The sequence below is a fragment of the Brevibacillus sp. HD3.3A genome (assembly GCF_013284375.2).
Classification (GTDB): domain Bacteria; phylum Bacillota; class Bacilli; order Brevibacillales; family Brevibacillaceae; genus Brevibacillus; species Brevibacillus parabrevis.
The window spans coordinates 3444977-3470062 of the sequence record NZ_CP085874.1 but is presented as its reverse complement, the minus strand read 5'-3'; the positions used below and the strand labels follow the sequence as shown (position 1 = coordinate 3470062).

The 25086-nt window shown below is 53.8% G+C and carries 25 protein-coding genes; 21 read left to right on the top strand and 4 right to left on the bottom strand.

Features of this window, described 5'->3' with window-relative positions; translation table 11 throughout:
- Positions 1-44: 44 nt before the first annotated feature.
- The 5 genes from preA (at position 45) to HP435_RS15785 (ending at position 6168) form a co-directional block, all read left to right on the top strand.
- The gene (gene preA / locus HP435_RS15805) at positions 45-1322 is read left to right on the top strand and encodes an NAD-dependent dihydropyrimidine dehydrogenase subunit PreA (protein WP_122965411.1); all 1278 of its coding nucleotides are present in this window, start codon (positions 45-47) and stop codon (positions 1320-1322) included.
- Positions 1323-1419: 97 nt separating this feature from the next.
- A complete protein-coding gene (gene hydA, locus HP435_RS15800; RefSeq protein WP_173596573.1) occupies positions 1420-2805 on the top strand; it encodes a dihydropyrimidinase in 1386 nt (461 codons plus the stop codon).
- A 34-nt stretch (positions 2806-2839) separates the two neighbouring features.
- Positions 2840-3730: a nitrilase-related carbon-nitrogen hydrolase gene (locus HP435_RS15795; RefSeq protein ID WP_173596574.1), complete on the top strand. Its 891-nt coding sequence runs from the start codon at positions 2840-2842 to the stop codon at positions 3728-3730.
- 100 nt (positions 3731-3830) lie between these two features.
- Positions 3831-4349, top strand: coding sequence for a hypothetical protein (locus HP435_RS15790; protein ID WP_173599500.1), 519 nt, complete (start codon positions 3831-3833; stop codon positions 4347-4349).
- Between the two features lie 106 nt (positions 4350-4455).
- The gene (locus HP435_RS15785) at positions 4456-6168 is read left to right on the top strand and encodes a methyl-accepting chemotaxis protein (RefSeq protein ID WP_173599501.1); all 1713 of its coding nucleotides are present in this window, start codon (positions 4456-4458) and stop codon (positions 6166-6168) included.
- 135 nt (positions 6169-6303) lie between these two features.
- Here the strand turns inward: HP435_RS15785 and HP435_RS15780 are convergent, their stop codons facing one another.
- The gene (locus HP435_RS15780; RefSeq protein WP_122965416.1) at positions 6304-7794 is read right to left on the bottom strand and encodes an NCS1 family nucleobase:cation symporter-1; all 1491 of its coding nucleotides are present in this window, start codon (positions 7792-7794) and stop codon (positions 6304-6306) included.
- A 176-nt stretch (positions 7795-7970) separates the two neighbouring features.
- Positions 7971-9734, bottom strand: a complete 1764-nt coding sequence (locus HP435_RS15775; protein ID WP_173599502.1) for a UbiD family decarboxylase — start codon at positions 9732-9734, stop codon at positions 7971-7973.
- Between the two features lie 135 nt (positions 9735-9869).
- Between HP435_RS15775 and HP435_RS15770 the strand changes: the two genes are divergently transcribed.
- From HP435_RS15770 to HP435_RS15705, 15 genes are all read left to right on the top strand, one after another.
- Positions 9870-11459 carry an ATP-binding protein gene (locus HP435_RS15770; protein ID WP_217365764.1) on the top strand — a complete coding sequence of 530 codons (1590 nt, stop codon included), beginning with the start codon at positions 9870-9872 and terminating at the stop codon, positions 11457-11459.
- Positions 11456-12157, top strand: a complete 702-nt coding sequence (locus HP435_RS15765; protein WP_122965419.1) for a response regulator — start codon at positions 11456-11458, stop codon at positions 12155-12157. The genes HP435_RS15770 and HP435_RS15765 overlap by 4 nt, the downstream gene beginning before the upstream one ends.
- 136 nt (positions 12158-12293) lie before the next feature.
- A complete protein-coding gene (locus HP435_RS15760) occupies positions 12294-13331 on the top strand; it encodes a Bug family tripartite tricarboxylate transporter substrate binding protein (RefSeq protein ID WP_173596577.1) in 1038 nt (345 codons plus the stop codon).
- Between the two features lie 33 nt (positions 13332-13364).
- Positions 13365-13829: a tripartite tricarboxylate transporter TctB family protein gene (locus HP435_RS15755; RefSeq protein WP_173599503.1), complete on the top strand. Its 465-nt coding sequence runs from the start codon at positions 13365-13367 to the stop codon at positions 13827-13829.
- Positions 13830-13842: 13 nt separating this feature from the next.
- On the top strand, positions 13843-15369 hold the full coding sequence (locus tag HP435_RS15750) for a tripartite tricarboxylate transporter permease (protein WP_122965422.1): 1527 nt from the start codon (positions 13843-13845) through the stop codon (positions 15367-15369).
- 123 nt (positions 15370-15492) lie between these two features.
- On the top strand, positions 15493-16083 hold the full coding sequence (locus tag HP435_RS15745; protein WP_173596580.1) for a GNAT family N-acetyltransferase: 591 nt from the start codon (positions 15493-15495) through the stop codon (positions 16081-16083).
- Positions 16084-16176: 93 nt separating this feature from the next.
- Positions 16177-16593 carry a DUF3054 domain-containing protein gene (locus HP435_RS15740; RefSeq protein WP_173596581.1) on the top strand — a complete coding sequence of 139 codons (417 nt, stop codon included), beginning with the start codon at positions 16177-16179 and terminating at the stop codon, positions 16591-16593.
- A 55-nt stretch (positions 16594-16648) separates the two neighbouring features.
- The gene (locus HP435_RS29090) at positions 16649-16780 is read left to right on the top strand and encodes a hypothetical protein (protein WP_255679059.1); all 132 of its coding nucleotides are present in this window, start codon (positions 16649-16651) and stop codon (positions 16778-16780) included.
- 164 nt (positions 16781-16944) lie between these two features.
- Complete coding sequence (locus HP435_RS15735) at positions 16945-17301, top strand: hypothetical protein (protein WP_173596582.1); 357 nt, start codon at positions 16945-16947, stop codon at positions 17299-17301.
- Positions 17291-17920: a thiamine phosphate synthase gene (locus HP435_RS15730; RefSeq protein ID WP_173596583.1), complete on the top strand. Its 630-nt coding sequence runs from the start codon at positions 17291-17293 to the stop codon at positions 17918-17920. Before HP435_RS15735 ends, HP435_RS15730 begins: the two co-directional genes overlap by 11 nt.
- Positions 17917-18579, top strand: a complete 663-nt coding sequence (thiE, locus tag HP435_RS15725) for a thiamine phosphate synthase (RefSeq protein WP_122965426.1) — start codon at positions 17917-17919, stop codon at positions 18577-18579. Before HP435_RS15730 ends, thiE begins: the two co-directional genes overlap by 4 nt.
- A gap of 89 nt (positions 18580-18668) precedes the next feature.
- The gene (locus HP435_RS15720) at positions 18669-19577 is read left to right on the top strand and encodes a hypothetical protein (protein WP_122965427.1); all 909 of its coding nucleotides are present in this window, start codon (positions 18669-18671) and stop codon (positions 19575-19577) included.
- 80 nt (positions 19578-19657) lie between these two features.
- Entirely contained in the window at positions 19658-19948 is a 291-nt protein-coding gene (locus tag HP435_RS15715; protein WP_122965428.1) for an antibiotic biosynthesis monooxygenase family protein, read from the top strand.
- A 492-nt stretch (positions 19949-20440) separates the two neighbouring features.
- Entirely contained in the window at positions 20441-21802 is a 1362-nt protein-coding gene (locus tag HP435_RS15710; protein WP_229049692.1) for a two-component system sensor histidine kinase NtrB, read from the top strand.
- 258 nt (positions 21803-22060) lie between these two features.
- On the top strand, positions 22061-22561 hold the full coding sequence (locus HP435_RS15705; RefSeq protein WP_217365766.1) for a hypothetical protein: 501 nt from the start codon (positions 22061-22063) through the stop codon (positions 22559-22561).
- A 9-nt stretch (positions 22562-22570) separates the two neighbouring features.
- Here the strand turns inward: HP435_RS15705 and HP435_RS15700 are convergent, their stop codons facing one another.
- Positions 22571-23248: a response regulator gene (locus HP435_RS15700; protein ID WP_122965431.1), complete on the bottom strand. Its 678-nt coding sequence runs from the start codon at positions 23246-23248 to the stop codon at positions 22571-22573.
- Positions 23245-24447 (bottom strand): sensor histidine kinase, encoded by a 1203-nt coding sequence (locus HP435_RS15695; protein ID WP_122965432.1) that lies wholly within the window; start codon positions 24445-24447, stop codon positions 23245-23247. The genes HP435_RS15700 and HP435_RS15695 overlap by 4 nt, the downstream gene beginning before the upstream one ends.
- Positions 24448-24657: 210 nt before the next feature.
- Between HP435_RS15695 and HP435_RS15690 the strand changes: the two genes are divergently transcribed.
- The gene (locus tag HP435_RS15690) at positions 24658-25044 is read left to right on the top strand and encodes a MarR family winged helix-turn-helix transcriptional regulator (RefSeq protein WP_063230942.1); all 387 of its coding nucleotides are present in this window, start codon (positions 24658-24660) and stop codon (positions 25042-25044) included.
- Positions 25045-25086 lie beyond the last annotated feature (42 nt).

The window sequence follows — 25086 nt, the reverse complement described above, 5'->3', positions numbered from 1 at the left end:
AGTACGGCGGGCATATTCTCGCCAAAAGATGGAGGAGTCCGATCATGGCCGATCTTTCTATCAATCTCGCAGGTATTCAATCCCCCAATCCGTTCTGGCTGGCCTCAGCGCCGCCGACGAACTCGGGCTATCAAGTCCAGCGCGCTTTCGAAGCGGGGTGGGGCGGTGCGGTCTGGAAAACATTAGGAGAACCGATCGTCAACGTCACCTCGCGTTTTGCCGGATTGAATTTTGGCGGGCAACGCGTGTTCGGCTTCAACAACATCGAGCTGATTACGGATAAACCGTTGGAAGTGAACCTGAAGGAAATGGATGAGACGAAGAAACGTTTTCCGAAACACACCTTGATTGCCTCGCTGATGGTGGAGCACAAGCAAGAGGCGTGGCACGAGATCGTCAAAAAGGTGGAAGCGATCGGCGTCGATGGCCTGGAACTGAACTTCGGCTGTCCGCACGGCATGGCGGAGCGGGGAATGGGTTCGGCGGTCGGTCAGCATCCCGACTTGATCCGCCAGCAGGTCGAGTGGGTAAAAGAAGTGGCGCAGACGCCTGTGATCGTCAAGCTGACGCCCAATATTACGGATATTCGCTTTACAGCCAGAGCCGCTTCAGCAGGAGGAGCCGATGCCGTCAGCATGATCAACACGATCAACAGCTTGATGGGCGTCGATTTGGACAAATGGCTGCCGATTCCCCACGTAGACGGAAAAGGGGCGCATGGCGGCTACTGCGGGCCTGCCGTGAAGCCGATCGCCCTGAACATGGTGGCGGAGTGTGCCCGCGATCCGTTTGTCCGCCTGCCGATTTCCGGTATTGGGGGCATCTCCAACTGGCGGGATGCGGTCGAGTTTTTGCTGATGGGCGCGACTGGCGTACAGGTGTGCACAGCGGCGATGCACCACGGCTTCCGGATTGTCGAAGACATGATCGACGGCTTGAACAACTATTTGGATCAGCGGGGAATCGCGTCAGTGATGGACATCGTGGGCAAAGCGGTACACACCTACTCGGATTGGGGCCATCTGAACCTCAACTACAAAGTAGTCGCCCGCATTCACGAAGAAACCTGTATCAACTGCAACAAATGCCATATCGCCTGTGAAGACACGTCTCACCAGTGCATCGATATCGTCAGCGATGCAGCGACTGGCAAAGAACGGCTGGTCGTGCGCGAGGAAGACTGCGTCGGCTGCAATCTGTGCTCGATCGTCTGTCCGGTAGAAGGCACGATTGAGATGGTAGAAATCCCGTCGAACCAGCCGCCGCTTTCCTGGAACCAGCGTCAGGCGGCACTTGCTGGCGGCGGCAGCTGCGAGACGTGAGTGGGACTTCTGGCATGATGGAGGCAAAAGCGGCATAGCATGTACGAGGAAAGATTGTCTCATTCACGCGCGGCAGAGGAAAGGAGCGAAACAAGCGATGAAAAAATGGATTCGCAACGGGACGATTGTGACCGCATCTGACACGTACCAGGCAGACGTGTTGATCGAGGGAGAGAAAGTCGTGGCGATCGGCTCTCAATTGCAAGCAGGCGATGCGGAAGTGATAGACGCGTCAGGCTGTTACTTGTTTCCAGGCGGGATCGACCCGCATACGCATCTCGACATGCCGTTTGGCGGCACCGTTACTTCGGATAACTTTTTCACGGGCACAAAAGCAGCGGCATTCGGCGGGACGACGAGCATCGTGGACTTTTGCCTGACGACCAAGGGAGAGTCGCTTCATTCCGCGATTGCCACCTGGCACGAAAAAGCACGGGGCAAGGCCGTCATCGACTACGGATTCCACTTGATGGTGTCCGATGCGAACGACGATGTGCTGGAAGAGCTGGAGGCAGTCGTCAACAACGAAGGGATTACTTCGCTCAAAGTATTTATGGCCTACAAAAATGTGCTGATGGCCGATGACGAGACGTTGTTCAAAACGCTCATCCGCGCAAAAGAGCTGGGGGCACTCGTCCAGGTGCATGCGGAAAACGGCGACGTGCTGGATTATTTGACCAAACAAGCGCTGGCTGAGGGAAATACCGATCCGGTGTACCACGCCTATACACGTCCGCCGGAAGCGGAAGGAGAGGCGACGGGACGCGCGATTGCTCTTACGGCGCTGGCGGATGCCCAGCTCTACGTCGTGCATGTGTCGTGTGCCGATGCCGTTCGCCGGATTGCCGAAGCGCGTGAAAAAGGCTGGAACGTGTACGGAGAAACGTGTCCGCAATATTTGGTGCTGGACATCACGGCATTGGAACAGCCGAATTTTGAAGGAGCCAAATACGTCTGGTCGCCTCCCTTGCGCGAAAAGTGGAACCAGGACGTGCTGTGGAGCGCCCTGAAAAACGGCATTTTGCAGACAGTCGGCTCCGATCACTGCCCGTTCAACTTCTCCGGGCAAAAAGAACTCGGGCGCGGCGATTTCACGAAAATTCCCAACGGAGGGCCAATCATCGAAGACCGTATGACGATCTTGTTCTCCGAAGGGGTGCAGAAGGAGAAAATCAGCCTCAACCAATTCGTGGACATCACCTCGACGAAGGTTGCCAAGCTGTTCGGCATGTTTCCGCAAAAAGGCACGATTGCAGTCGGTTCCGATGCGGATATTGTTTTGTTTGATCCGAATATTCAGCGGACGATCTCGGTGGAGACGCATCATATGAACGTGGACTACAACCCGTTTGAAGGAATGCAAGTGTACGGCGATGTCATTTCCGTTCTCTCGCGCGGCTCCTTCGTCGTTCGCAACAAGCAGTTTGTCGGCCAGGCGGGAGCAGGGCGCTACGTCAAACGCTCCACTTTTGCCAGACCGTAGTGATTACAACAGGAAGGCGCGAGGAGGGATAGGCATGGCGGATCGAGTACGGATTGGTCTGATTCAGGCCAAAAATGAGGTGCATGGCGACGAGCCTGTGCATCTGCACAAGGAAAAGGCAATCGAAAAGCATGTAAAAATGGTGCGGGACGCCGCTGCCAAAGGGGCGCAAATCGTCTGCCTGCAAGAAATTTTTTACGGCCCGTATTTTTGTGCAGAGCAGAGCACGAAATGGTACGAGTCGGCGGAAGAGGTGCCCAACGGCCCCACAGTCCAGCAGTTTTGCGCCCTGGCGAAGGAGCTTGGCACCGTGATCATTTTGCCTGTGTACGAAAAAGTCGGAATCGCCACGTACTACAATACAGCGGCCGTCATCGATGCGGACGGCACGTATTTGGGCAAGTACCGCAAGCAGCACATCCCGCATGTCGGGGTCGGCAGCAGCGGCTGCGGTTTTTGGGAGAAATATTACTTCAAGCCAGGCAATATGGGGTACCCGGTTTTCGATACCGCTTTTGCCAAAGTAGGCGTTTATATTTGCTACGACCGCCACTTCCCGGAAGGGGCGCGTCTGTTGGGACTGAACGGCGCGGAAATCGTCTTCAATCCTTCTGCGACTGTAGCGGGGCTGTCCGAGTATTTGTGGAAGCTCGAACAGCCTGCGCACGCCGTGGCAAACGGCTACTACGTCGCCGCGATCAACCGGGTCGGGACGGAAGCGCCGTGGAACATGGGCGAATTTTACGGCCAGTCGTATCTGGTCGATCCGCGAGGCCAGTTCGTCGCTGTCGGCAGCCGCGACCAGGATGAAGTGATCGTGGCGGACATGGATCGCAGCAAAATCAGGGAAGTGCGGGATACGTGGCAATTTTATCGGGATCGCCGCCCGGAAACGTACGAAGACATGGTGAAATTGCTGCCGTAATGCAAAGAGGGGGAGACGCCGGTTATGCGTCTTCCTCCTTTTCACATCGTGGGTACGTTCTGCAAAACGATGACGATACGGGAAAAAGGAGCGCTCCGGCATGAAGAGGAAAGAAACGGTCTATCGGGGAGTGGAGTATGAGGAAGCCATGCGAGTCGTCCAGGCGCAGAAGTACGAACGCGCCGAACGCCGTCATTTTACGAATGGAGCAAGCGCCAAAGCTGTGTTTGGATCAGGGGTGTACCTGGTAAGCAATCCGGTGGTTGCGGCGCAGTACGCCATTTGCCATGCCGAGACGATCGGAGACAAGGCTGTCGTGCTCAAGCAAGAGGTCGATGTGCCCAGGCTTCTCCAATTGGACGAGCGCTTTGGCGAAAACGAGCTGCGCAGGGAAGCGCTGCGGTACAGGCATTCCCCCGAAGAGCTGGAACAGCGTGTTGCGAACATGGAGCATCAGGAGTGGCTGGAATGGACAGGGGACGAGGTGCGGGCCTATTTGCTCGCCTGTGGATACCGGGGGATTCGCTATCGGATCACCCCGGACCTTACGTACTACGTCTGTTATGAGCCTGATGCGCAAATCAAAGCGATTTCGATCCTTTCTGTGCTCGAACTGTGAGAAATCACCCAAGACTATCGACGTACTCGCCGTAGTTTGGTAAGATTAGACAATATTCGAGCTTTTCCATCTATCTAGTTTGGACACAGGAGGATTGCCTACAGCTATGAATGTACTACGTAATCTCAGTACCAGGGCCAAAATGTTCAGCTTGATCATCTTGATGGCTGTCTTCTTATGTGTGGTTGGATTCACAGGCTATTTCCATGTGAAAATATCCGGTGAGCGGATGCAATCCATGTATGAAGAACAACTGCTTCCAGTGAAATGGATCAATGACTGGCGGCAAGACATCCGGGCCATCGACGGGCTGATCTACAAAATGATTCTCGATCCCACTCCTGCCGTTCTCGCCGGGTACATGGCCGAGCTGCAACAGCGAGTCGCTTCGGCAGATCAGACGTTCCAATATCTCCAGAACTCCCACCTGGACGAAAAGGAGCAGGAGAAAGTCAAGAAGCTGACAGAGCTTTTGGCGCAGTACGAGAAAGATCAGACAGAGGTTATCAATCTGATCAAGGAGCACAAGACGGATCAGGCTTACGCTTACTATCGGGCCACTGACAAAACGCTGAGCTGGATCAATCAGGAGCAGCTTGAATGGGCCAACTACAAATCGTCCCAGGCCGATATGATTCAGCAAGAGAACGCTGCCGATTCCGAGAAAGCCGTCTTGATGCTGTTTATTGTAGGAGGCGCCTCGATTGCTTTGGCATGCGTTTTAGGATATTTGATCTCTCGCATGATTTCCGAGCCGCTGCGTCTCGTAGCAACCCGGATGGAAGAGTTGGCGCAGGGCAACTTGGCGGTTGCGCCAGTCACCTATTTGGCAAAAGACGAGGTAGGCAAGCTCGGGCTTGCTTTCAATGAGCTGGTCGTCAATTTCCGTTCCTTGATCGAGCAGGTAAAAGTGGCAGGGGAGCAAGTCGCCGCTTCGTCTGAGGAGCTGTCAGCGAGCGCTGAACAGACCGTTCGCGCAACGGAGCAAGCGATGGGCAGCGTGGAGCATATTGCCGCTTCGTCAGAGGTGCAGACGCTTCGCACACAGGAAAGCGTACGCGTCATGGAGGAAATGTCGATCGCGATTCAGCGGATTGCAGACACGTCCAGTGCCGTTTCGGAATCGTCGGCGCTGGCTGCGGATGATGCCCAGCAAGGGAACACACAAATCCAGCACGCTGTCGCGCAGATCGACTCGCTGTCCCAAGGCGTCAATCACGCAGCAGACCTCGTGCAGCAGCTTGGCGTTCGCTCCCAAGCGATCGGACAAATTGTCGATGTGATTACAGGAATCGCTTCCCAAACGAATCTGTTGGCGCTGAATGCAGCGATCGAGGCAGCGCGCGCCGGAGAACAGGGCAGAGGATTTGCTGTCGTGGCAGATGAGGTGCGCAAGCTGGCGGAACAATCGGAGGAGTCTGCTCGGGAGATCGCCCGCCTGATCGGAGAAATCCAGCAGGAGACAACACAAGTGGTTTCCGTCATGCAGTCAGGTACGGAAGAGGCGAAAAGAGGGGCTGTCGCCGTTCAGGAAGCGGGGGACACGTTCCAGCGGATTGTGGCGTCAGCCAAAGACGTGGCTGGCCAAATCCAGGAAGTATCCGCAGCGACCGAACAAATGTCTGCGAGCATGCAGCAGGTTGCATCTGCCATGGACGAGATGAACAGGCTGTCAGAGGAAGCCGCCGTACATACGCAAGCCGTATCAGCGGGAGCGGAGGAGCAGTTGGCTACCATGCAGGAAATTGCTCGCTCCAGCAACAATTTGAACGAGCTGTCGCATGAATTGCAAGAATCCATCAGCCAATTCAAATGGTAGGGTAGAGCGTACCCGAACGAACAGAAGACTGGCAACCCACGTGGTTGTCAGTCTTTTTTTGCTCATCTAATAGGAAAAGGCTCCGTCAAAAACGCGACGAAGCCGATCTTTATTTCGCAATATTTAGATAATAAATCAGGAAGCTTTTGACTCTCTTGCTTGCGATGTGATTTGCTCGTAATCTTTTTGGCTCAAAATCGTCGAGTCGCTCTTCATCATCCACGTATAAATCGCCAGCGAAATCAGCAGGCCGATGGTCCAGGCGTTGTCCCAAATGATGTGCAGGCCAGGGATGTACTTGCTGATAAACGGAATGGCGATCCCGATCAGCATCGCCCAGATCGCGCGGCTGTTGAAGCCGGTTTTGTAGGCGTACATGCCATCAGTTTTGTACAGCTCCGTCAGATGGATGCGTCTTTTGCGCACGAGCCAGTAGTCAGCGATGGCAATGCCGTCAATCGGTCCAAGCAGTGCGCCATAAGTGCCGAGCCAGAGGAAAATGTAGTTGCCGAAATTCTCCAGGATGTACCATGGCTGCATGAGCAAGGAGACGACACCGGCAATGATAGCCCCGGCTTCATAGGAAAGACGGCGCGGCGCGAGGTTTTCCACAGCACGGGCGGGCGCGACGATGTTCGCGGCGACGTTGGTAGTCAGAGTAGCGAGAATGATGCCGAGAGTACCGAGGAAGATGGCAAACGGCGAGAATTTGGCAAGGACCGCAGCCGGGTCCCACAAAGCTTCTCCATAAATGACGACAGTAGCGGAGGCGACAGCTACCCCGATGAAGGAGAAAAAGCCCATCGTTGTCGGCAAGGAAGAGGATTGGCCGACGACTTGCGCCTTTTGGCTTTTGGCGTAGCGACAGAAGTCAGGAATGTTCAGCGCCATAGTCGCCCAAAATGCGATGGCTCCGGTCAAGGCCGGGAAGAAGACGACTAAAAACTCGCTTGTCGTGGTGAACTTGGACGGAGCGGAGAGCATCGGGCCCCAGCCGCCTGCTTTGGTCAGCGCCCACACGAGCAAAGCGAGACTCATCAGGATCAGGATAGGGGCTGCCCACGCTTCCATTTTCTTGATCGCTTCTGGACCGCGATAGGCGACCCAGACGTTCAACAGCCAAAAGCCGAAGAAGGCGATCCACAGATGGCCGGGAACGCTTGCCCAATCTGTCATCGACATAAGCAACGTATCGATGGCGGCACCGCCGAACCAACAGTTGATGCCAAACCAGCCAGCTCCGATCAGACCGCGAGCGACGGCCGGAATGTGCGCGCCCTTCGATCCAAACCAGAGCCTTGCAAACACGGGATAAGGGATGCCGAATTTTGTCCCGGCATGAGAGTTGAGGAGAATAGGGATAAGGACAATACAGTTTCCGAGAATGATCGTCAAAATTGCCTGCCACCAGTTCATGCCCAGCGAGATGAGTCCGGCGGCCATCGCGTACGTGGGAAGACAGATACACATCCCGATCCAGAGACTGGCGAAGTTGTAGGACGTCCACGTGTGTTCTGCTTTGGTTGTCGGCCGCAGCCCTTCATTATAGAGCGGACTGTCCTTGACCAAATCCGTCCCTTCTTGGGTCAGGGTGACGATTCCATTTGATTCTGCCTGCGTCTTCATTGCTTTCCCTCCTTTTTTTGACAAAATCCGCTGGCATTCGGACAACCGCCCCCAGTTTGTCTCGAATACAAGTTGTAACATTATATTGGGGGAGAGAAGACCTAATTCCAGCTTTTTGCCGGGGAAAAAAGAACGCCTGGAACGGAAATGTTCCAGGCGAGCAGCAAGTACGAGCGTTATGCTTTTGGGAAATATTCATTCCAACGTTTGTCGACCAGTGCCGAAATTTCGGGTAGCGTTTCGACTTCATCTGGATAGAATGGCTTCATCCGCGCGTCGACGACCAGTGGCCCTTCATAACGAATCTTGTTGCGAACAATCGTCGATTTCGCGTACAGATCGTGTGCCGGATCGAAGCGGGTAAAGACGGTCCAGAGGAAGCTGCTTTGCTTCTCGGCGATCGCCGCGTCATCCACGATGCAGATCATCGGCCAGTCCGCGAGATTTTCATTGAGATAGCCCGTCAGTTCTTCACCCAGCTCCGGCCGGTCGGTGAAGCTCGGTCCGGAGATCACGAGACATCCGGGACAGAAAGCGCGAATATCGGAAATGCCCGGGATGCCGTGTCCTTTGTACTCCCGGGGAAGCTCGCGGACAGGATCGCCGATGCCGAGCATGATTCCTTTAGAGCCATGATTCAGCTTGCGTCCGGTGTAGTCGAGCGTATCGTTCGACGTATCGTTGACGATGAGCAGGTCGCGTTCCGGCTGGAAGCGCGCCAGAATGATCTCCAGAAAATGCTTGAAGTTGCCCAGGTCACACGGCACATCTGTGACCATCAAAAACTTGGTCAGCGTCAGTTGCCCTTCTCCCATGATGCGGAAAGCGTGGGCCATCGCTTCTTTATAGTAGCTTTCGCGCACGATGGCTCCGGCCAGAGCGTGGAAACCCGTCTCGCCGTACGTCCAGAGCGCTTTTACACCTGGCATGACGACCGGGAAAAGCGGCGACAGCAGACGCTGCAAGTATTCCCCGATGTAGTAGTCTTCCTGGCGCGGCTTTCCTACGACAGTCGCCGGATAGATGGCGTCTTTGCGGTGCCACATTTGTTTCACGTTGAAGACAGGGAAATCGTGCTCCCACGAATAATACCCAAAGTGATCGCCAAAAGGGCCCTCAGGACGTCTAACGTGCGGCGGCACTTCCCCGGCAAACACAAATTCGGCCTCAGCGACGATCCGGTGCGGATGATTCGGCACTTCAGCCATTTTCAGCTTGTCCCCCATCAACAGCGAGGCGAAAACCAGCTCAGGCACCATTTCAGGCAACGGCGCGATCGCGGAAACAATCAGGGCAGGAGGGCCGCCGATTGTAAGGGTAACAGGCAAAGCCTGGTTTCTTTTTTCAGCTTCATGGTAATGGAAGCCGCCGCCTTTTTGAATTTGCCAGTGCATCCCTGTCGTGTTTTTGTCGTAAATCTGGATGCGGTACATCCCCAGATTGTGATCTTTCGTATCAGGGTGCTCCGTGTACACGAGCGGAAGCGTGACGAATGGTCCGCCATCCAGATGCCAGCTCGTCAGCGCAGGCAGTTTGGTCATATCGACATCTGTCGTCGCGATTTGGGTCACAGGCGCTTGGGAAGCCGATACGGTTTTGGTTCCGGTGCGCATCACTTCCAGCAGCGGAGCGCGCAGATCCCACAAACCGGAGAGCTTCGGCGGCAAAAGCTTGTCCATCCCGTGCACCAGTTCGCGGACGATAGCCTCGGGCTTTGGCCCAAAAGCCATATCGACCCGCTCTACAGTCCCGAACAAGTTCGTGACCACGGGAAACGATTTTCCTTTGACATTCGTGAAAAGCAGGACAGGCCCGCCTTCTTCAATAACTCTGCGATGAATCTCGGCCAGCTCCAGATTCGGATCGACTGGTGCGTCGATCTCGACGACTTGTCCGGCGCGGCGCAATTGTTCTATGAACGAACGAAGGTTCGCGTGCATCTCTAGATACCTCCACATCCCCGTAATTCCCTTTTAACTGTACACGAACGCAGGCGATGAAGCTACCTTTTTATCGGCTTGGAATGGTAAGATGAACCAAGAGGTGAGCGATTTGTGACGACTGCCCGAAAAGCGATGTCTTTGCAAACGAGAATGATTTTGCTCGTGACTGTCGGCATTATTTTGATTATTTCGTCAGTTGGCGCCGTGTTTTCTTCGATGGTCGCTTCCTCGATTGAGGACCAAATCGGGAAGAAGGCGCTGAGCGTAGCGAAGATCGTCGCCAACGATCCCGAGTTGCGCAGAGCTTTTGACACTGCCTCCCCGTCCGCGCTGATTCAGCCGATTGCGGAAAACGTCCGGATGCAGACAGGCGCGGAATTTGTCGTCGTAGGGAACCGGGAAGGCATTCGCTATGCGCATCCGCTCCCGGATCGCATTGGCAAATCGATGGTGGGCGGCGACAATGAGCCGGGACTTGCGCATGGGCAATCGTATATTTCCAAGGCGATTGGCAGCATGGGGCCGTCCTTGCGCGGAAAAGTGCCGATTCGCGACGACGATGGCGCCGTGGTCGGGATTGTGTCTGTGGGCTTTTTGCTGGAGGATATCGAGGAAGCGATTGGCGACTACCAGTTGCAAGTGCTTTTGCTCACGCTCATCGCACTCGTCTGCGGAATTGCTTTTGCGATCTGGCTCAGCCGCTATTTGAAAAGGCTGACGTTAGGGCTGGAGCCGGAGGAGATTGCGGCGCTGTACGTGGAACGCAATGCCGTGCTCGAATCTGTCAGGGAGGGGATCGTGGCGATTGACCGGAACAATCGGATCACGATGATGAACAAGGCGGCGATCCGCATTCTGGATTTGCCGGAGGAAGACATCCACCACAAGCAAATCTGGGACGTGCTGCCGGACAGCCGCATGCCCGATGTATTGAAGACGGGCGAGCAGCAGCTTGACCGCGAAACGATTACCAGCGGCAAGGAAATCATCGTCAACCGCCTTCCGATCAAGCTTGGCGGCAAAGTCGTCGGGGTCGTCAGCAGCTTTCGGCCCAAGTCGGAAATCGACAAGCTGACATCGGAGTTGTCTCAAGTCAGACGCTATGCCGATGTGCTGCGCGCACAGACCCACGAGTTTCACAATTTGCTGTATACGATTTCCGGACTGTTGCAGCTCGGCTCCGTACAGGAGGCCATCGAACTGATCACGAGCGAGACTTCCGCGCAGGAAGAGCTGATCCTCTTTGTCGCCCGGCGAATCCCTGATCCGATGATCGGCGCTCTGTTGCTCGGCATGCACAACCGCGCGAAGGAGCTGAAAATCCAGTTTGTCATCGATCAGGACAGCGAGGTAAAAGGGCTGCCGCCGCATATCAACCGCCAGCAAGTGATCGTGCTGCTCGGCAATCTGATGCAAAACGCGCTCGAAGCCGTCAATGAAGCGGGCGTCCAGCAAAAGCGCGTGGACATTTACTTGGCAGATACGGGGGAAGAGCTGTTGTTTGAAATCGCCGATTCCGGGCCAGGTGTGTCGGATGAGCTGCGCGATGCGATTTTTGCCTACGGCTTTTCCACGAAAGCAGGGGAGGAGCGCGGGCTTGGTCTGGCAAAAGTGCGCGGCATGATCGAAGAGATGGGCGGCTATATTCTCGTGGGAAAAAGTGATTGGGGCGGGGCGCTGTTTACGGTGTCGCTGCCAAAGAGAAAGGAGGAAGGACAGTGAAGCAAAAGCTGGAAGTGCTGATCGTCGAGGACGATTTGCGCATTATCGACATTAACAAAAGATTCGTCAGCAAACTGGATGGCTTTGAAGTCATCGCTACGGCGACCAATGGCAGTGACGCCAAAGAGCTGCTCGCCTGCACGCGGCCTGACCTGGTGCTTTTGGACGTCTATTTGCCTGACATGCTGGGAACCGAGCTGGTCTGGTACATCCGCCAGCACTATCGGGATGCAGATATCATCATGATTACGGCAGCCAAAGAGATGGAGATGGTTCAGGAGGCGCTGCGTGGCGGCGTTTTTGATTACATCGTCAAGCCGCTCGTCTTTGAGCGCTTCCGGGAGCGGCTGGAGAGCTATCGCGCCCATTTGCTGCGGACGCGAGAGGCAAAAGAGGTAGACCAGGACGTCATCGACCAAATCATGACCAGACGTTCCCTCAGCCCCAAAGGGCGGGAGTCAGCCATGCCAAAAGGAATCGACCTTTTGACGCTGGAAAAAGTCATGGAGGCGATCAGGCAAACCGGAGACAAAGGCGTCTCGGCAGAAGAAATCGGCCGCGAAATCGGCACGAGCCGCACGACTGCCAGACGGTATTTGGAGCATTTGGTGCAGGAGAAGCAGGCCAGGGCTGATTTGATCTACGGAAGTGTCGGCAGGCCAGAGCGGAAGTACCGTTTTTTGCCCGAGCAGGCGTGAACAATATGAACAAAAAGTTGCTAATTTTCAAAATATAACTTATGCACGAAAACTATTCCCCCCGAATCCCGCATGATACGTTAATGGCAAGCGTGACAGCGCTTACAAAAACAACGGGCTGAAGGGGGATTTTTGTTTGAAAAAGAAAAGAAGCGTGATCATCACTTTGTCGGCGTTCATCACATTGGCTCTGGCAGCATGTGGCGGTGCAGGAAGCGGCACGTCCACGCAAGGCTCCCAGCCGACACCTGCTGCATCTGCCTATCCGGAAAAACCGATCGTGTTTGTCGCTCCCTCTGGTGCAGGAGGCGGCTGGGACAAAACAGCCCGCTCACTCGGCAAAGTGTTGAACGAGAGCAAGCTGGTGACCGAAGCGATTACGGTCGAGAACAAGCCTGGCGGCGGCGGAACCGTATTTATGGCCGAGTACGTCAGCAAGGACAAAGGCAACGCCTACAAGCTGTTCGTCAGCTCACCCCCGATCCTCATCAACCACAACAAAAAAGAGGGAAACAGTCCGTTTGGCTTCCAGGATGTGACCCCGCTGGCGCAAATGACGAAAGATTTCGGCGCCCTGGTCGTCCGGGCTGACTCGCCGCACCAGGATATGAAAAGCTTTTTGGAAGAGCTGAAAAAAGACCCTGCGAAAATGACACTGGCTGGCGGTTCAGCGCCCGGATCGATGGATCATCTCGTAAGCGTCTTGCCCGCTGCCAAGTACGGAATTGACCCGAAAATCGTCAAATACGTCTCCTACGATGGCGGCGGAGAAGCGATTGCAGCGCTCCTCGGCGGGAATGCGGACATGATTGCGACAGACGCGTCCGGCGTCGGAGAATACGTGAAGGCGGGCAAAGTACGGGTGCTCGGCGTTACTTCAACAGAGCGGATGGGCGGAGAGTTAAAAGACGTTCCCACATTGAAAGAGCAAGGAATCGACGCCGTCTTCACGATTTGGCGAGGGGTGTTCGGCCCGCCAAACATGCCAGCAGATGCCAAGGCGTACTGGGACAGCAAGCTGAAAGAACTGTCAGAGAGTGAAGCGTGGAAAAAGGAGCTGGCTGCAAACGGCTGGGAGAGCGAATACAAGGATGCCGCTGCTTTTGCCACCTTCCTGGAAGAGCAGGATGGGCAAGTAAAAGAGCTGCTGACGTCGCTCGGCATGGCGAAATAAGCAGATGGCTGCTGGGGGGAGAAGGAGGTTGTCATGAATCTGAGATTTGACCGCTACGGCAGTATCGCATTTGCCCTGATCGGCGCTTTTTTTATCACACAGAGCCAGTATATCTCCACGAGCGCGTACGGCAGCCAGGTTGGCCCGAATCTGTTCCCGCTCGGCTTGGGCCTACTGCTTGTCGTGCTCAGCCTGCGCCTGTTTTGGGAAACTTTCCAGTCGAAGTACCGTTCTGACTCCAAAGCGGAAGCGGGACTAATGTACAAGCGCTTTTTCACGATACTGGCCGCGACGTTGTTGTACGTGCTGCTTCTGGAAAGGATCGGATATGTGATCGCTACGGCTTTGTTCCTTTATGCAACATTTTTGGTCATGGGCAGCAAAAGTCAGCTGAAATCGCTTGTCGTCTCCCTGGCGTTTTCCGTCGGAGTATACGTGGTGTACGTGCAACTGTTGAAAGGGACGCTGCCGGGGCTGCCTGCCTGGTTGAGCGTCTAAGGAGGGACATATAGTGAGCGCTCTGCACTATTTGGCAGATGGATTTCTCATTGCATTCCAATGGCAAAATTTGATTTATGCGTTTATCGGGGTGCTGATCGGGACGGCTGTAGGCGTGCTGCCGGGGATTGGCCCGATGAGCGGCGTGGCTTTGCTGATGCCGGTGACGGCGTCGCTTACGGCGGGCTTGCCCCCCGAGATGGCGGCGGCGAGCGCTCTGATTTTGCTTTCAGGTGTGTACTACGGGGCGATGTACGGAGGATCGACGACATCGATTTTGCTGAACACGCCCGGTGAATCGTCTTCGGTTGTCACGACGCTGGACGGGTATCAGTTGGCAAGGCAGGGGCGAGCCGGGGCGGCCCTGTCGATTGCCGCCATCGGTTCGTTTGTAGCAGGCATCGTTGCGCTGATCGCGCTTGTGTTTTTGGCCGATCCGCTTTCTGATATGGCGTTGCAGTTCGGCCCGGCGGAGTATTTTTCGCTTATGCTGCTCGGACTGTGCGCGGTAAGCGGACTCGGAGGCAAGTCGATGACCAAGGCGCTGATGATGACCGTGCTTGGCCTTTTGCTGGCAACGATCGGGATCGACAACGTGTCGGGAGTGGCGAGGTTTACGTACGATATTCCCGATCTGTACCAAGGGCTGGAGTTTTTGACGATAGCGGTCGGATTGTTCGCGCTCGGAGAAGTGTTCAAAACGATTTTGGAAAGGGATCAATCTGCGCAGGAAATCATCAAAGTCGGGCGGATTCTGCCCAGCAAGCAGGATCTCAAGGAGAGTGCTGCTCCGATTGCTCGCGGCTCCTTGCTCGGATTTTTCATCGGCGTCCTGCCTGGTGCAGGCGCTACGCTGGCCTCGTTTTTTTCCTACATTTTGGAGAAAAAGTGGAGCAAGCACCCGGAGCGCTTCGGAAAAGGCGAGATTGCCGGAGTGGCTGCTCCCGAGTCCGCCAACAACGCCGCGTCAGGCGGAGCGATGATCCCGCTTTTGACATTAGGCATCCCGGGGTCCGGGACAACCGCGATCTTGATGGGCGCTTTGCTCATGTACAATGTGCAGCCAGGGCCGCTTTTGTTCAGCGACCACCCGCAAATCGCCTGGGGTCTGATCGCCAGCATGTTTATCGGAAATTTGATGTTGCTCGTGCTGAACATGCCGCTGGTCAAGATTTTTGCCAAAATTATCGAGACACCACCGCACTTTTTGCTCCCGATGATTATCGCCATCTCGGTGTTCGGGGTGTACGCGGTACAGATCAGCACGTTTGACCTTATCTTGCTCGTCCTGTGCGGTCTGGCTGGATATTTTCTGAACAAAAACGACTTCCCGCTCGCTCCGCTTGTGCTCGGTCTTGTACTCGGCCCGATGATCGAGAACAACATGCGCCGTGCCTTGACGACTTCCAACGGGGATTTCACGATTTTTTACACCAAACCACTCTCCGCGCTCTTTCTTGTATGTGCCCTCGCCTGGCTGGTCGTGCCGCTCGTCATGAAGCGGCGGGGAAAAACCGTTGTGATTAATGAAGAAGCGTAAAGCGCAGGGCCGATTTTCACGGATTCAACCTTGACAGGTGTTGCCTCTCCCCTTATCATAGGAAAAATTTAGCGAAGCTGTTCTGTTTGGGCAAGCAGGCAGAACAGCAGAGGAGAGACGATGATGTTGACGATCGAACCCGTTACACTCGAAGGAAAACTCGTAAGACTGGAACCGTTGCGTCCCGAGCATGCGGAGGGAATTTTCGCAGCCGGAGACTTTCCGGAAATCTGGAGCAATATGTCTGTCGAGATTCGAACGCTGGCGGACGCAGAGGCTTTTATCGCGAATGCGCTGAAAATGGAGGAAACCGGAACGGAGCTGCCTTTTGCCATCCGCAATCGCGTCGACGGCACTGTTATTGGCAGCACGAGATTTTTGGCGATTTCGGCAAAAGATCGCGGGCTGGAAATCGGCTTCACCTGGTTGACCCCCAGCGTCTGGAAAACGGGCGTCAACACGGAGTGCAAGTGGCTCTTGCTGCGGCACTGCTTCGAGCAACTGGGATGTATTCGCGTCCAACTGAAAACCGATGCGCGCAATGTCAACTCACAGCGGGCTATTGCGCGGATCGGCGGCATCCGGGAAGGCGTGCTTCGCAATCACATGATCAGACGGGACGGCTTGCTCCGCGACTCGGTGTACTTCAGCATCATCGACAGCGAATGGCCGGGAGTGAAGGAACGGCTGGAATTGTTGCTGTTTGGTGAATAAAAGGGCGTAGCGATTGTAGGCGCAGATTCTCCTGTGTACAATAGGGGTGAACATTGGAGAAAACTCCACATGCGTTTAGAAAAGAGGGTATACATGAGACTCCGCATCTTGCCGACTGGCTACGTGTTGCTTGTCGGGGATCTTGTCGCCTTTTTGCTGTTTGCTTACTATGGGAAGCTGGCTCATAATCTGCCTGTCACGATTTGGGGAATAGGCGAGACATTGGCGCCATTTTTAATCGGTTGGATCGTCGCCATGTTTGTGTTTCGCACGTATGGGGAGCGGGCCTATTCATCTTGGTGGCGGCAACTGCTCACGATGCTTTTCACGTGGACGCTCGCGGCACCGATTGGCCTTTTGATCCGCGCCTGGTGGACGGGCGTGCCGATCACCCTGATTTTTGCTGCCGTCGCGTACTTTGTGACTTTGGCGTTTCTCTTAGGCTGGCGTCTTCCTTTTGCCATCGTCCATCTCCTGTGGAAAAAGACGAGACATCAGACTGTTCACTAATAAACCGTCCCAAATTGGTTACGCTATCCTGTGATGACAGCAGGAGGTGAATCATTTGGGCAAGAACAACAACAGCAAGGACCTGGGCAAAAATCGCGGGAAAACGTTGGATCATAACGATCAAAACACGAACCTGCGCCAATCCCAGCACAACGATCGGAATGAAGGTACTGCCAAAGACCGCTGAGCATTCAGCGGTTTTTTTCATGGGCGCGAAGGCTTTTTTCGGGAAATACAGGCGCCAGCATAATGGCTAGAAACTGACAGAGTCAGCCTGGGCAAATCGTTCGACAAGCAGCAAGATGTGTTATAATAGGTCTTGTTTTTCAAGCGAGTGGAGGGGAAAACCGTATGACGGAACCGATGCATGACGTACAGCCGGTGACCTTGTCGTCACAGGCATTTTTCATTTTGTGTCGACTGTACGACGGATGCTACGACGAACTGAGCAAAAACGAACAGGTTCGCGAGCTGGTAGAGTCGATCGGAGATATGCTTTTGGCCGGAGTGGAGACGCTGGAAAAGCAAGAGATAAAGCCAAAAACGATCACCTTTCCACTGACGGTGCAGCAAGCCTTTTTTTTGAGAAGACTTATCGTGGAGCTGCTCGCTTCGGCATCTGCCGGCAATGACGCAAAGACGACGCAATGGCTTCAGGAATGCTTGACGGCTTTGTCCGGGGGCGGTGCCAAAGCGGATGCGCACTAGAAAGCAGCTTCACGTCATCACAAGCGGCAAGCAGTCGCTGGAAAGCGTCATGCGAATGGCCGAGGCTGCCTATGCGGGAGGGATGGATTTCCTGCATATTCGCGAAAAGCAGCGGACAGCCAAAGAATGCATGGACTGGGTTCGGGCGCTGGCGAATGTCGTCCCGCTCTCTGCGCTTGTCGTCAATGATCGGGTCGATGTAAGTGCCGCGTCAGGCTGTGCTGGCGCTCATCTGGCTTATCACAGTCTTGCGGTCGGCGATGCCCGGCGAGTTTTGCAACCGGAACAAAAGGTGGGGCGCTCTGTCCATTCCTACGAGGAAGCGGAACAGGCGGCGGAAGCAGGGGCAGACTATCTTTTGTATGGACATATTTATCCAAGCGCTTCCAAGCCAAACCTCGCGCCGAGAGGAACGTTCGAGCTGGCGAAAATAACCGCAGCGTGGACAATCCCGGTCATTGGGCTTGGCGGGATTACGCCAGAGCGCACAGGCGAGGTGCTTGCAGCAGGCTGCGCTGGAGTTGCTGTACTATCAGGAATTACCGATGCCACAGATGCGAAGCTGGCTGCTTTGGCCTATCGGGAGGCGTTGGATCGCTGGGAGGGGAATGCGAGATGAGAGACAGGCAAACACTTCGGGACAAAATGGGCGTTTACTTTGTCATCGGCACACAAGATTGCGGCTTTTCGCGCGAGAAAACGGTGGAGATCGTTCGCGAGGCGCTTGCGGGCGGAGTGGGCACGTTGCAGCTTCGTGACAAAGGCAGCAAGCTGACTTCCGAAGAACGCTGCGAACTCGGACGGCAGCTCCAGGAGCTGTGCCGCGAGCATCAGACGTTGTTCTTCGTCAACGACGATGTAGACTTGGCCGTTCGCTTGCAAGCAGACGGTATCCACGTCGGACAGGATGACATGCACTTGGCCGAGGTGAGAGCCATGGTCGGCGAAGCGATGTACATCGGGATATCGGCAGGCACGGTAGAGGAAGCGATTGCGGCGAAAAACGGCGGAGCGGACTGCATTGGTGTGGGAGCGATGTTTGCCACTTCTTCGAAGGCAGATGCCGGGGAGCCGATCGGGCCGGCAGGACTGCGGGAAATCCGCGAGGCTGTTGGCGCTGAGCTGCCGATTGTCGGAATCGGGGGCATCACTCTCGAAAACGCGAAGCAAGTATGCCAGGCCGGGGCAGATGGCGTTGCCGTGATCAGTGCGATCAGCAGAGCCGAATCGCCGAAGCAGGCTGCGGAAGACTTGCTGCGGATTGTACGATCGATCTAGCACGGACAAAGAGACGAATACATATGGTAGGGTAACATTACTCATTCAAGAAGGAACCCGATACTGGCGACCAGAAGGAGGTGGAACCGATGAAAAATCGGATTTACCGGATCGGATACGAATGGGTCAGCAAGAGGGAGTTGCTTGAACGACTGTACATGAACGATTGCATCCTGATTGAACATAAACGGCTCCAGCCACCACCAGACGATCAGGATGCCGATGTGCCGCCGGAAAAAGAAGTCCATGCTGTCCTGATTCGCAGTCAGCGGCGTCCGGGCGAGTGGGTCACGTTTAACGGGCTGTACGAAATTCAAACCCGCGAACCGATTCCGTGGATTGATTCTCCCCTGGAGTATCACCAGTTCGGAACGGAGTTGATTCCGGGCAACATTCGCCGGGAAAAAGCGCCCCAAGCCAGGATTCCAGCCAGAACGAAGCTGCAGATTGCCGCCGTTCGTCAGGATACGGTTTTTGTCACAGTGCCTGGCCATCCTTCCAGACGATACGAAATGTCATTGGCTCACGCGCGCTTTGCCAAAGATTTTCCGACCGAGTTGGAAATGAAGCTGCAAGTGTATGCGTTTCCACCGCGGCACGACATCTTCGTCGACTGGCTATTGAAGGAAGGGCGCAAATCAGGGATCATCTCGCGACCGAATCAGGAGAGAGTGGAAAAGTCCGCTTTTCAAGTATGGGATGACTTGCGCAAGGAGTATGGACTAAGCGTCAGCGCAGCGTTGCTCGCCATCAAGCAGGCGCTGATCGTACTGGATCGGGCAGGTGTGGAGACGGACTTTCCGTACCCGGTTCAAGAGCGATCCGATTTGTCTTTGTTTAGTGAAACCGAACGCGATGCTTTTTACTCATACCAATCCGTGCGCTGCGCCATGGCGGCAGTGGCAGCCCTTTTGACCGTCGATCCAAAAGACCCTTTGCAGGACACATTGCTGATGGACATTATGCTGGAACAACAAATCAATCGCAGGCGTGACTGAAGCGTCTGCGGTTTTTTGGTTTTTGGCAAGGACGTTGTATAATGGAAGGGTAACCCATTTAGAAAAGGACGTGGACAAGCATGTACGTATCGATGAACAGGCTGAAAGTTCCTGCTGACTACCAATCCCACCTCGAACGGGCGTTTGGCGGCGGTGGCGAACGGATGAAAGAGGTTCCCGGTTTCCTTGAATTTCTTTTCCTGGCTCCAACAGAAGGAGATGAGTATATCGTCTTCACCAAATGGACAGACGAGGAATCATTCCAAAACTGGACGCAAAGCGAAGCCTTCAAGCGGGCCCATTCTGGGACAAACCAAAACAGTCCGGTAAAATCGGACTTGCGCAACTACCATGTGAAAGCTAACTCCTAGAATGTAGGCAAAAAGAAGCATTTGTCTTTGCTGGACAAATGCTTTTTTTCGTAATGATTGAACAATAAAGGTTTTTTTACCAAACTCATGCTTGATCGTGATATGATAGAAGGAGATAGGAAAGCGGTTTCATCTGCTGTGAAAATGAGCAACCGCTCATCCAAGCAAACCCGGGTGCCAGGATGGCGGAGCGCATCGCGAGAATCTATCTGTTTTGCGTGACACTTTGCTTTACATCATGTCGGTTTTGTGTCCATAATAGAATCACTATTATACATACTTGAACGATGGCCTCAATGAAGCAAGAAGAAAAGGAGTCAGAGCGTTTTGAAAAATCGAATAAGTAAGTATCTTACTCATTTGGCCCCTGCTGCGGTGGCCAAAACGTTTTCCTTTCTTTCTGATAAACACGACCACTCTGCTTCGCTTCTGGGAGACCGCGCACAAACTGAGGCTTTGCTAGTCCAACTGCTTATTCGTTGGGCGGAAGCCGTGAAATCAAACGATTCTACGGCTTTGGAACAAGAAGTTAACGAAATGGCTTACAAGTGCTTCCTGCACGGATTGAATGTTGCCACCCTGGTACAGTGCATCCGAGTATGCCGGGACAGCATCATGGAGCAGATGAACTATGATGCTGCCACATTCGTTTCGAGCGAAGCCGAGCAGTTTGAGCTTTTGCGGGAACAATTCGCTTTTTATCAGGCGATGGATCAGCTGATCGCACAAGTGGTAAGCATCTACAATGAAGAAAAACAACGAGAAAATACCGGAACATCTGTGGAAAAGGCGCAAGGGGAACAGTTTGCCGTCCTTGCCGAGCAAGAACTGGTACAACTGGTTTTGCATTCGAGCGATATCGCTGTCTTGATGATTGACCGCAGTCTGAAAATCATTGAGGCAAACCATGCGCTGTGCCACCTGTTTGGCGTCAAACGCGAGCAAATTATTGGAAAAAACATCGATGAAGCATTTTTGCCGCATGAGAGCGAGCGCTTTGTGCAATGGGTCGTAGAGCGCGGTCAGTCGGGCCATTACATGGCAGAGTACAACTCGAAGTGGACGACAGTCAGCACCAGTCCGATTTTTTACATGGGCGAAATGTGGGGCGCTATCGCTGTGCTTCGCAACATCACGGAGAACAAACGATACGAAGAAGAGCTGAACAAGCGGGAAGCACTGGCGGCGGTCGGGCAATTGGCTGCCGGGATGGCGCACGAGATCCGCAATCCGCTCACTTCGATCAAAGGCTTTATTCAACTGTTGCGCGAGCAAGGAAATTCTGCGCGCAGCGAGTCGTATTTTTCCGTCATCTTGACGGAGATCGAGCGCATTGACGGTTTGCTGAATGACGTGCTGGTTTTGGCCCGGTACAGGGATGACAAAATTGTTTCCGAGCGCTTTCTTGTGCTGGACGAGCTTTATGGGGTCATTCGTTTACTGGAGCCAGAAGCCAATCGCAGAGGCATCAAACTGGAGCTGGATATTACACCCGGTGAATGGTACGTTTTTGGCTATCGTTCCCGGATCAAGCAGGCCATCCTGAATATCATGAAAAACGCGTTTGAAGCTTTGCTGACACAAGGCAGCGTTGTGCGCGTCACCGTGTACGCCTCGATCAGCCAAGTCGTCATCGTCGTGGAGGACAACGGACCAGGTCTTAGCCCTGCTTGTCTGGAAAATTTGTTCGTGCCGTTTTACACGACCAAACAAGAGGGAACGGGGCTCGGCTTGTCCACGACACAGCGAATCATTGCCGATCACGGGGGCGAGATTTTTGCGGAGAACTCGCCGCGATTGAATGGAGCACGTTTTGAAATTCGCCTGCCGCTATCTGTTGCAGCGAGAACATAAGCAGACACGAGCAAAAGACGGATGATTCATCCGTCTTTTTTGCATGCGCGAAAACAGGGCTGGGTCGAAGCGGCCTTTCCTTGCGTCAAAAGACGGAGAGAAATCGCTTTTTTAGTTTTCAAACTGGTCATGTAGTCCTTTGTTTTGAAAAGGTTGCAAGTCTTTCGAATCAATTTTTTGTCGAGTTGTTGTCAAACCGTGTCGTTCAGTGGAATAATTTACAAAAAGACGGAACGGAGTGAACATCAAGTGATCCGCATGCTGCTGAAAAACGAAAAGAGGTGGAGCTACTGGGAAGTATGGTATGACGAAACAGACCGTTTGTATTCGGTACATTACGGTCATGTGGGAGAAATCGGCGACCATTACGCGATTGTGGCTGAACAAATCGAGGGAAAGCCGAAGCACGTCCTGAAAGTCTGGGCGGAAGAAATGAAGGAGAAGGGCTACGTCGAGCTTGCGGAAGAAGACTTGCAAAAGCTGATCGTTTGCTTCCCGCATCTGTCGGAATCAGATGTGGAGATGCGCTATTTCATTGAACAGTTGCTGGATGAATGTCTCGGCAAAACCGGAAATGGGCATTGCGATGGAGGAGATGACAGCGAGGGCAAGCTTGCTGTTTGCTGCCGCGTGATCGATCTGGAAAAAGCCGTGGTTGCCGTCCAAGAGGCCATGGCTATCGCTCGTTTGGAAGAGGGGATGTCGCTGTGGGCTTTGCAGGACGACGGCACTCGCATCGCCCTGCATGTCTCTGTCTGAAAATTTCCGTTATTTTACAATTTTGAGCCGCAGAGCCTTGGCGACTGCCTGTGTTCGATCTTCCACACCCATTTTTTGTAAAATGCGGTGGACGTGTGTTTTTACTGTGCCTTCCGATATAAACAAGTTTTGGGCGATCTGGTCATTGCGATACCCGTAGGCGATTTGCTGGAGGACATCAAGCTCGCGGTCTGTCAACTCGTCGAGCAAAGCCGAGGGGGCAACGGTCACGTCCGCGACGCTTGGCTGAGCCTTCAATGCTTCGGCGAGCGCCTTGGCGGCTGTTACCGTATGGAAGAGAGCTTCCCCCTGGGAGGCTCTGCGGATCAGATCGAGCATCTCCTGCGAATCGGCGTCTTTGAGCATATAGCCGACGGCGCCAGCGCGGATTCCTTCCACGACGTAATTGTGATTGTCAAAAGTAGTCAAAATCAACACTTTGACGGCGGGATGCATGCGCATGATCTCTCGGGTTGCTTCGATCCCTGATTTTTTCGGCATCTGGACGTCCATCAGCACGACATCCGGCGTGATTTTCCCCACCAGCTCCACGGCTTCTTCCCCGTCCGAAGCTTCCCCGACTACCTGCATATCCGGCTGCATCTGGATCACGTACCCCAGCCCTTGGCGAATCATAGTTTGATCATCTACGAGGACCACACGAATATTTTTGGTTGAATCGGTCATGTTCGCATGCTCCCTTCTTTTTCCAAATGCTCGATTGGCAATGTGACATCGAGTCTGAATCCATGCGGTTCTTTTGCGAAGTAAGACAGGCTGCCGTTCAACTGTTTAATCCGCTCGGCGATTCCCGTCAGCCCAAATCCAGGCTGGATATGATCCTCGGGCGTAATGTTGCCATCGTCCTGAATCGAGAAAAACAGCGAATTGCCCCGTTGTTCAATCATAACCAAAATTTCCTTCGCGTTGGAGTGGCGCAATGTATTCGTAATTGCTTCCTGTAAAATTCGGTAAAACGTGATCGTCAGCTCCTGGGAGAGCGGAATGTCCAGATCGGCGGAAAGCAGCTCCATTTTGATCCCGGTATGTTTTTGGGCCTGGGACAGCAACGCGCGCAGCGGAGTCAGTCCGAGCGACGTTTTATCCATGGCGAGCGTATGCACGGAGGTGCGGATTTCGTCCAGGCTTTGTTTGGCTACACCGAGCATGTTGCGCACCGCTTCTTGCGCGTGCTCCGGGCCGTCTTGCAGCATGTATTTCAAGGCGTGCAACTGGACGATCAGCGAGGTCAGACTGTGACCCAAAGCGTCGTGAATATCCCGGGCAATCCGCGTTCTTTCTTCCAGAACGGCTACCTGCAAAGAATGCAGAGCAGCTTCTTGCAGTTGGGAGTGGGCTTCCTGCAACTCCGTATGGGCCTTTTGCAGCTCTTCCAGATGGGACTGATTGGTTTTGTACGCTTCGTTTTGAATCCGGTATCCGCGCGCACCGATATAGCAGCCGATGTACGTGAGGATAAACGGAATGATATGCGGGAATTTAAGGATGCCGTCAAAATACAAAAACAACGTGGTGCACGCGCCAAAAAAAGTCGCGTAAGCCAGCGCACGCCGTCCTTCAATGTAAAAGCCGATAAACACCGCAAGCGGTAGCATCAATCCGAAGCTTTCTCCCCCGGCAACAATGCCTTTGAGCAAAGACATGATGCCGAGCATGATCGTCACTAGCTCAAATTGGTACGGCTTCCAGTTCCTTTTTGAAATCCAGAAGACCACAATGTAACAAAAGAATAGTACAATCGTAAGTGAAAACTGTAAGGGAGTCTCGCGCATGAACGAGTCAGGCAACAAGGCAAGCACAATCAAAATGGAGAACCAGATGATCAGCAAACGTTTTTGAACTGCTTTTATACTCAGTTTCAGCAAACAGATGTCCTTCTTTCTCTGGCCGGATGATCATTTACTTTCATTCTAGCATGGGGTGTCGTCTATCTCCAGATAGACGCCGTCCACCTGGAAATCAACCTGCTGATAGACTTCACTACCCATGACGAAAGGTAGAATAAATCTTGCAAATAAAGATTTAAGATTGGCTAGGATGAGTATGGGTCATGAGGGATAGTGAGGGAGGCTTTCATGAAAGAACTGATTCAGTTGGCAAAGCTCCTGAGAGAAGCGAGCGCCTTGTTTACTTCAATCTCCAAAAAAGAACTGGACTCAAGCGAGCTGAACTGGCAGCAAGTGCTGATTTTGGAACAGATCAGCAGCGGTGCTAAGACAATGGGGGAGATTTGCAAGGCTGTCGATCTTTCGTACAGTACAACTTCAGGATTGATCAACAGGATGGAGCAGGAAAATCTGGTGCGTCGTTTTCGGGATCAAACCGACCGTCGAATTGTGTGGGTATCGTTGACGGAACGCGTGTCTGAACAACAGGAAATGAAGCTGGAAGATCCTCACGCGATCTCATCTCTTCATGCGCTGCAAGAATTGTTCTCCCAAAAGAAGGAAATAACCGGCTGATTGTCACTTTGGGCAAACGACGATGCCCAAAGGAAACGATTG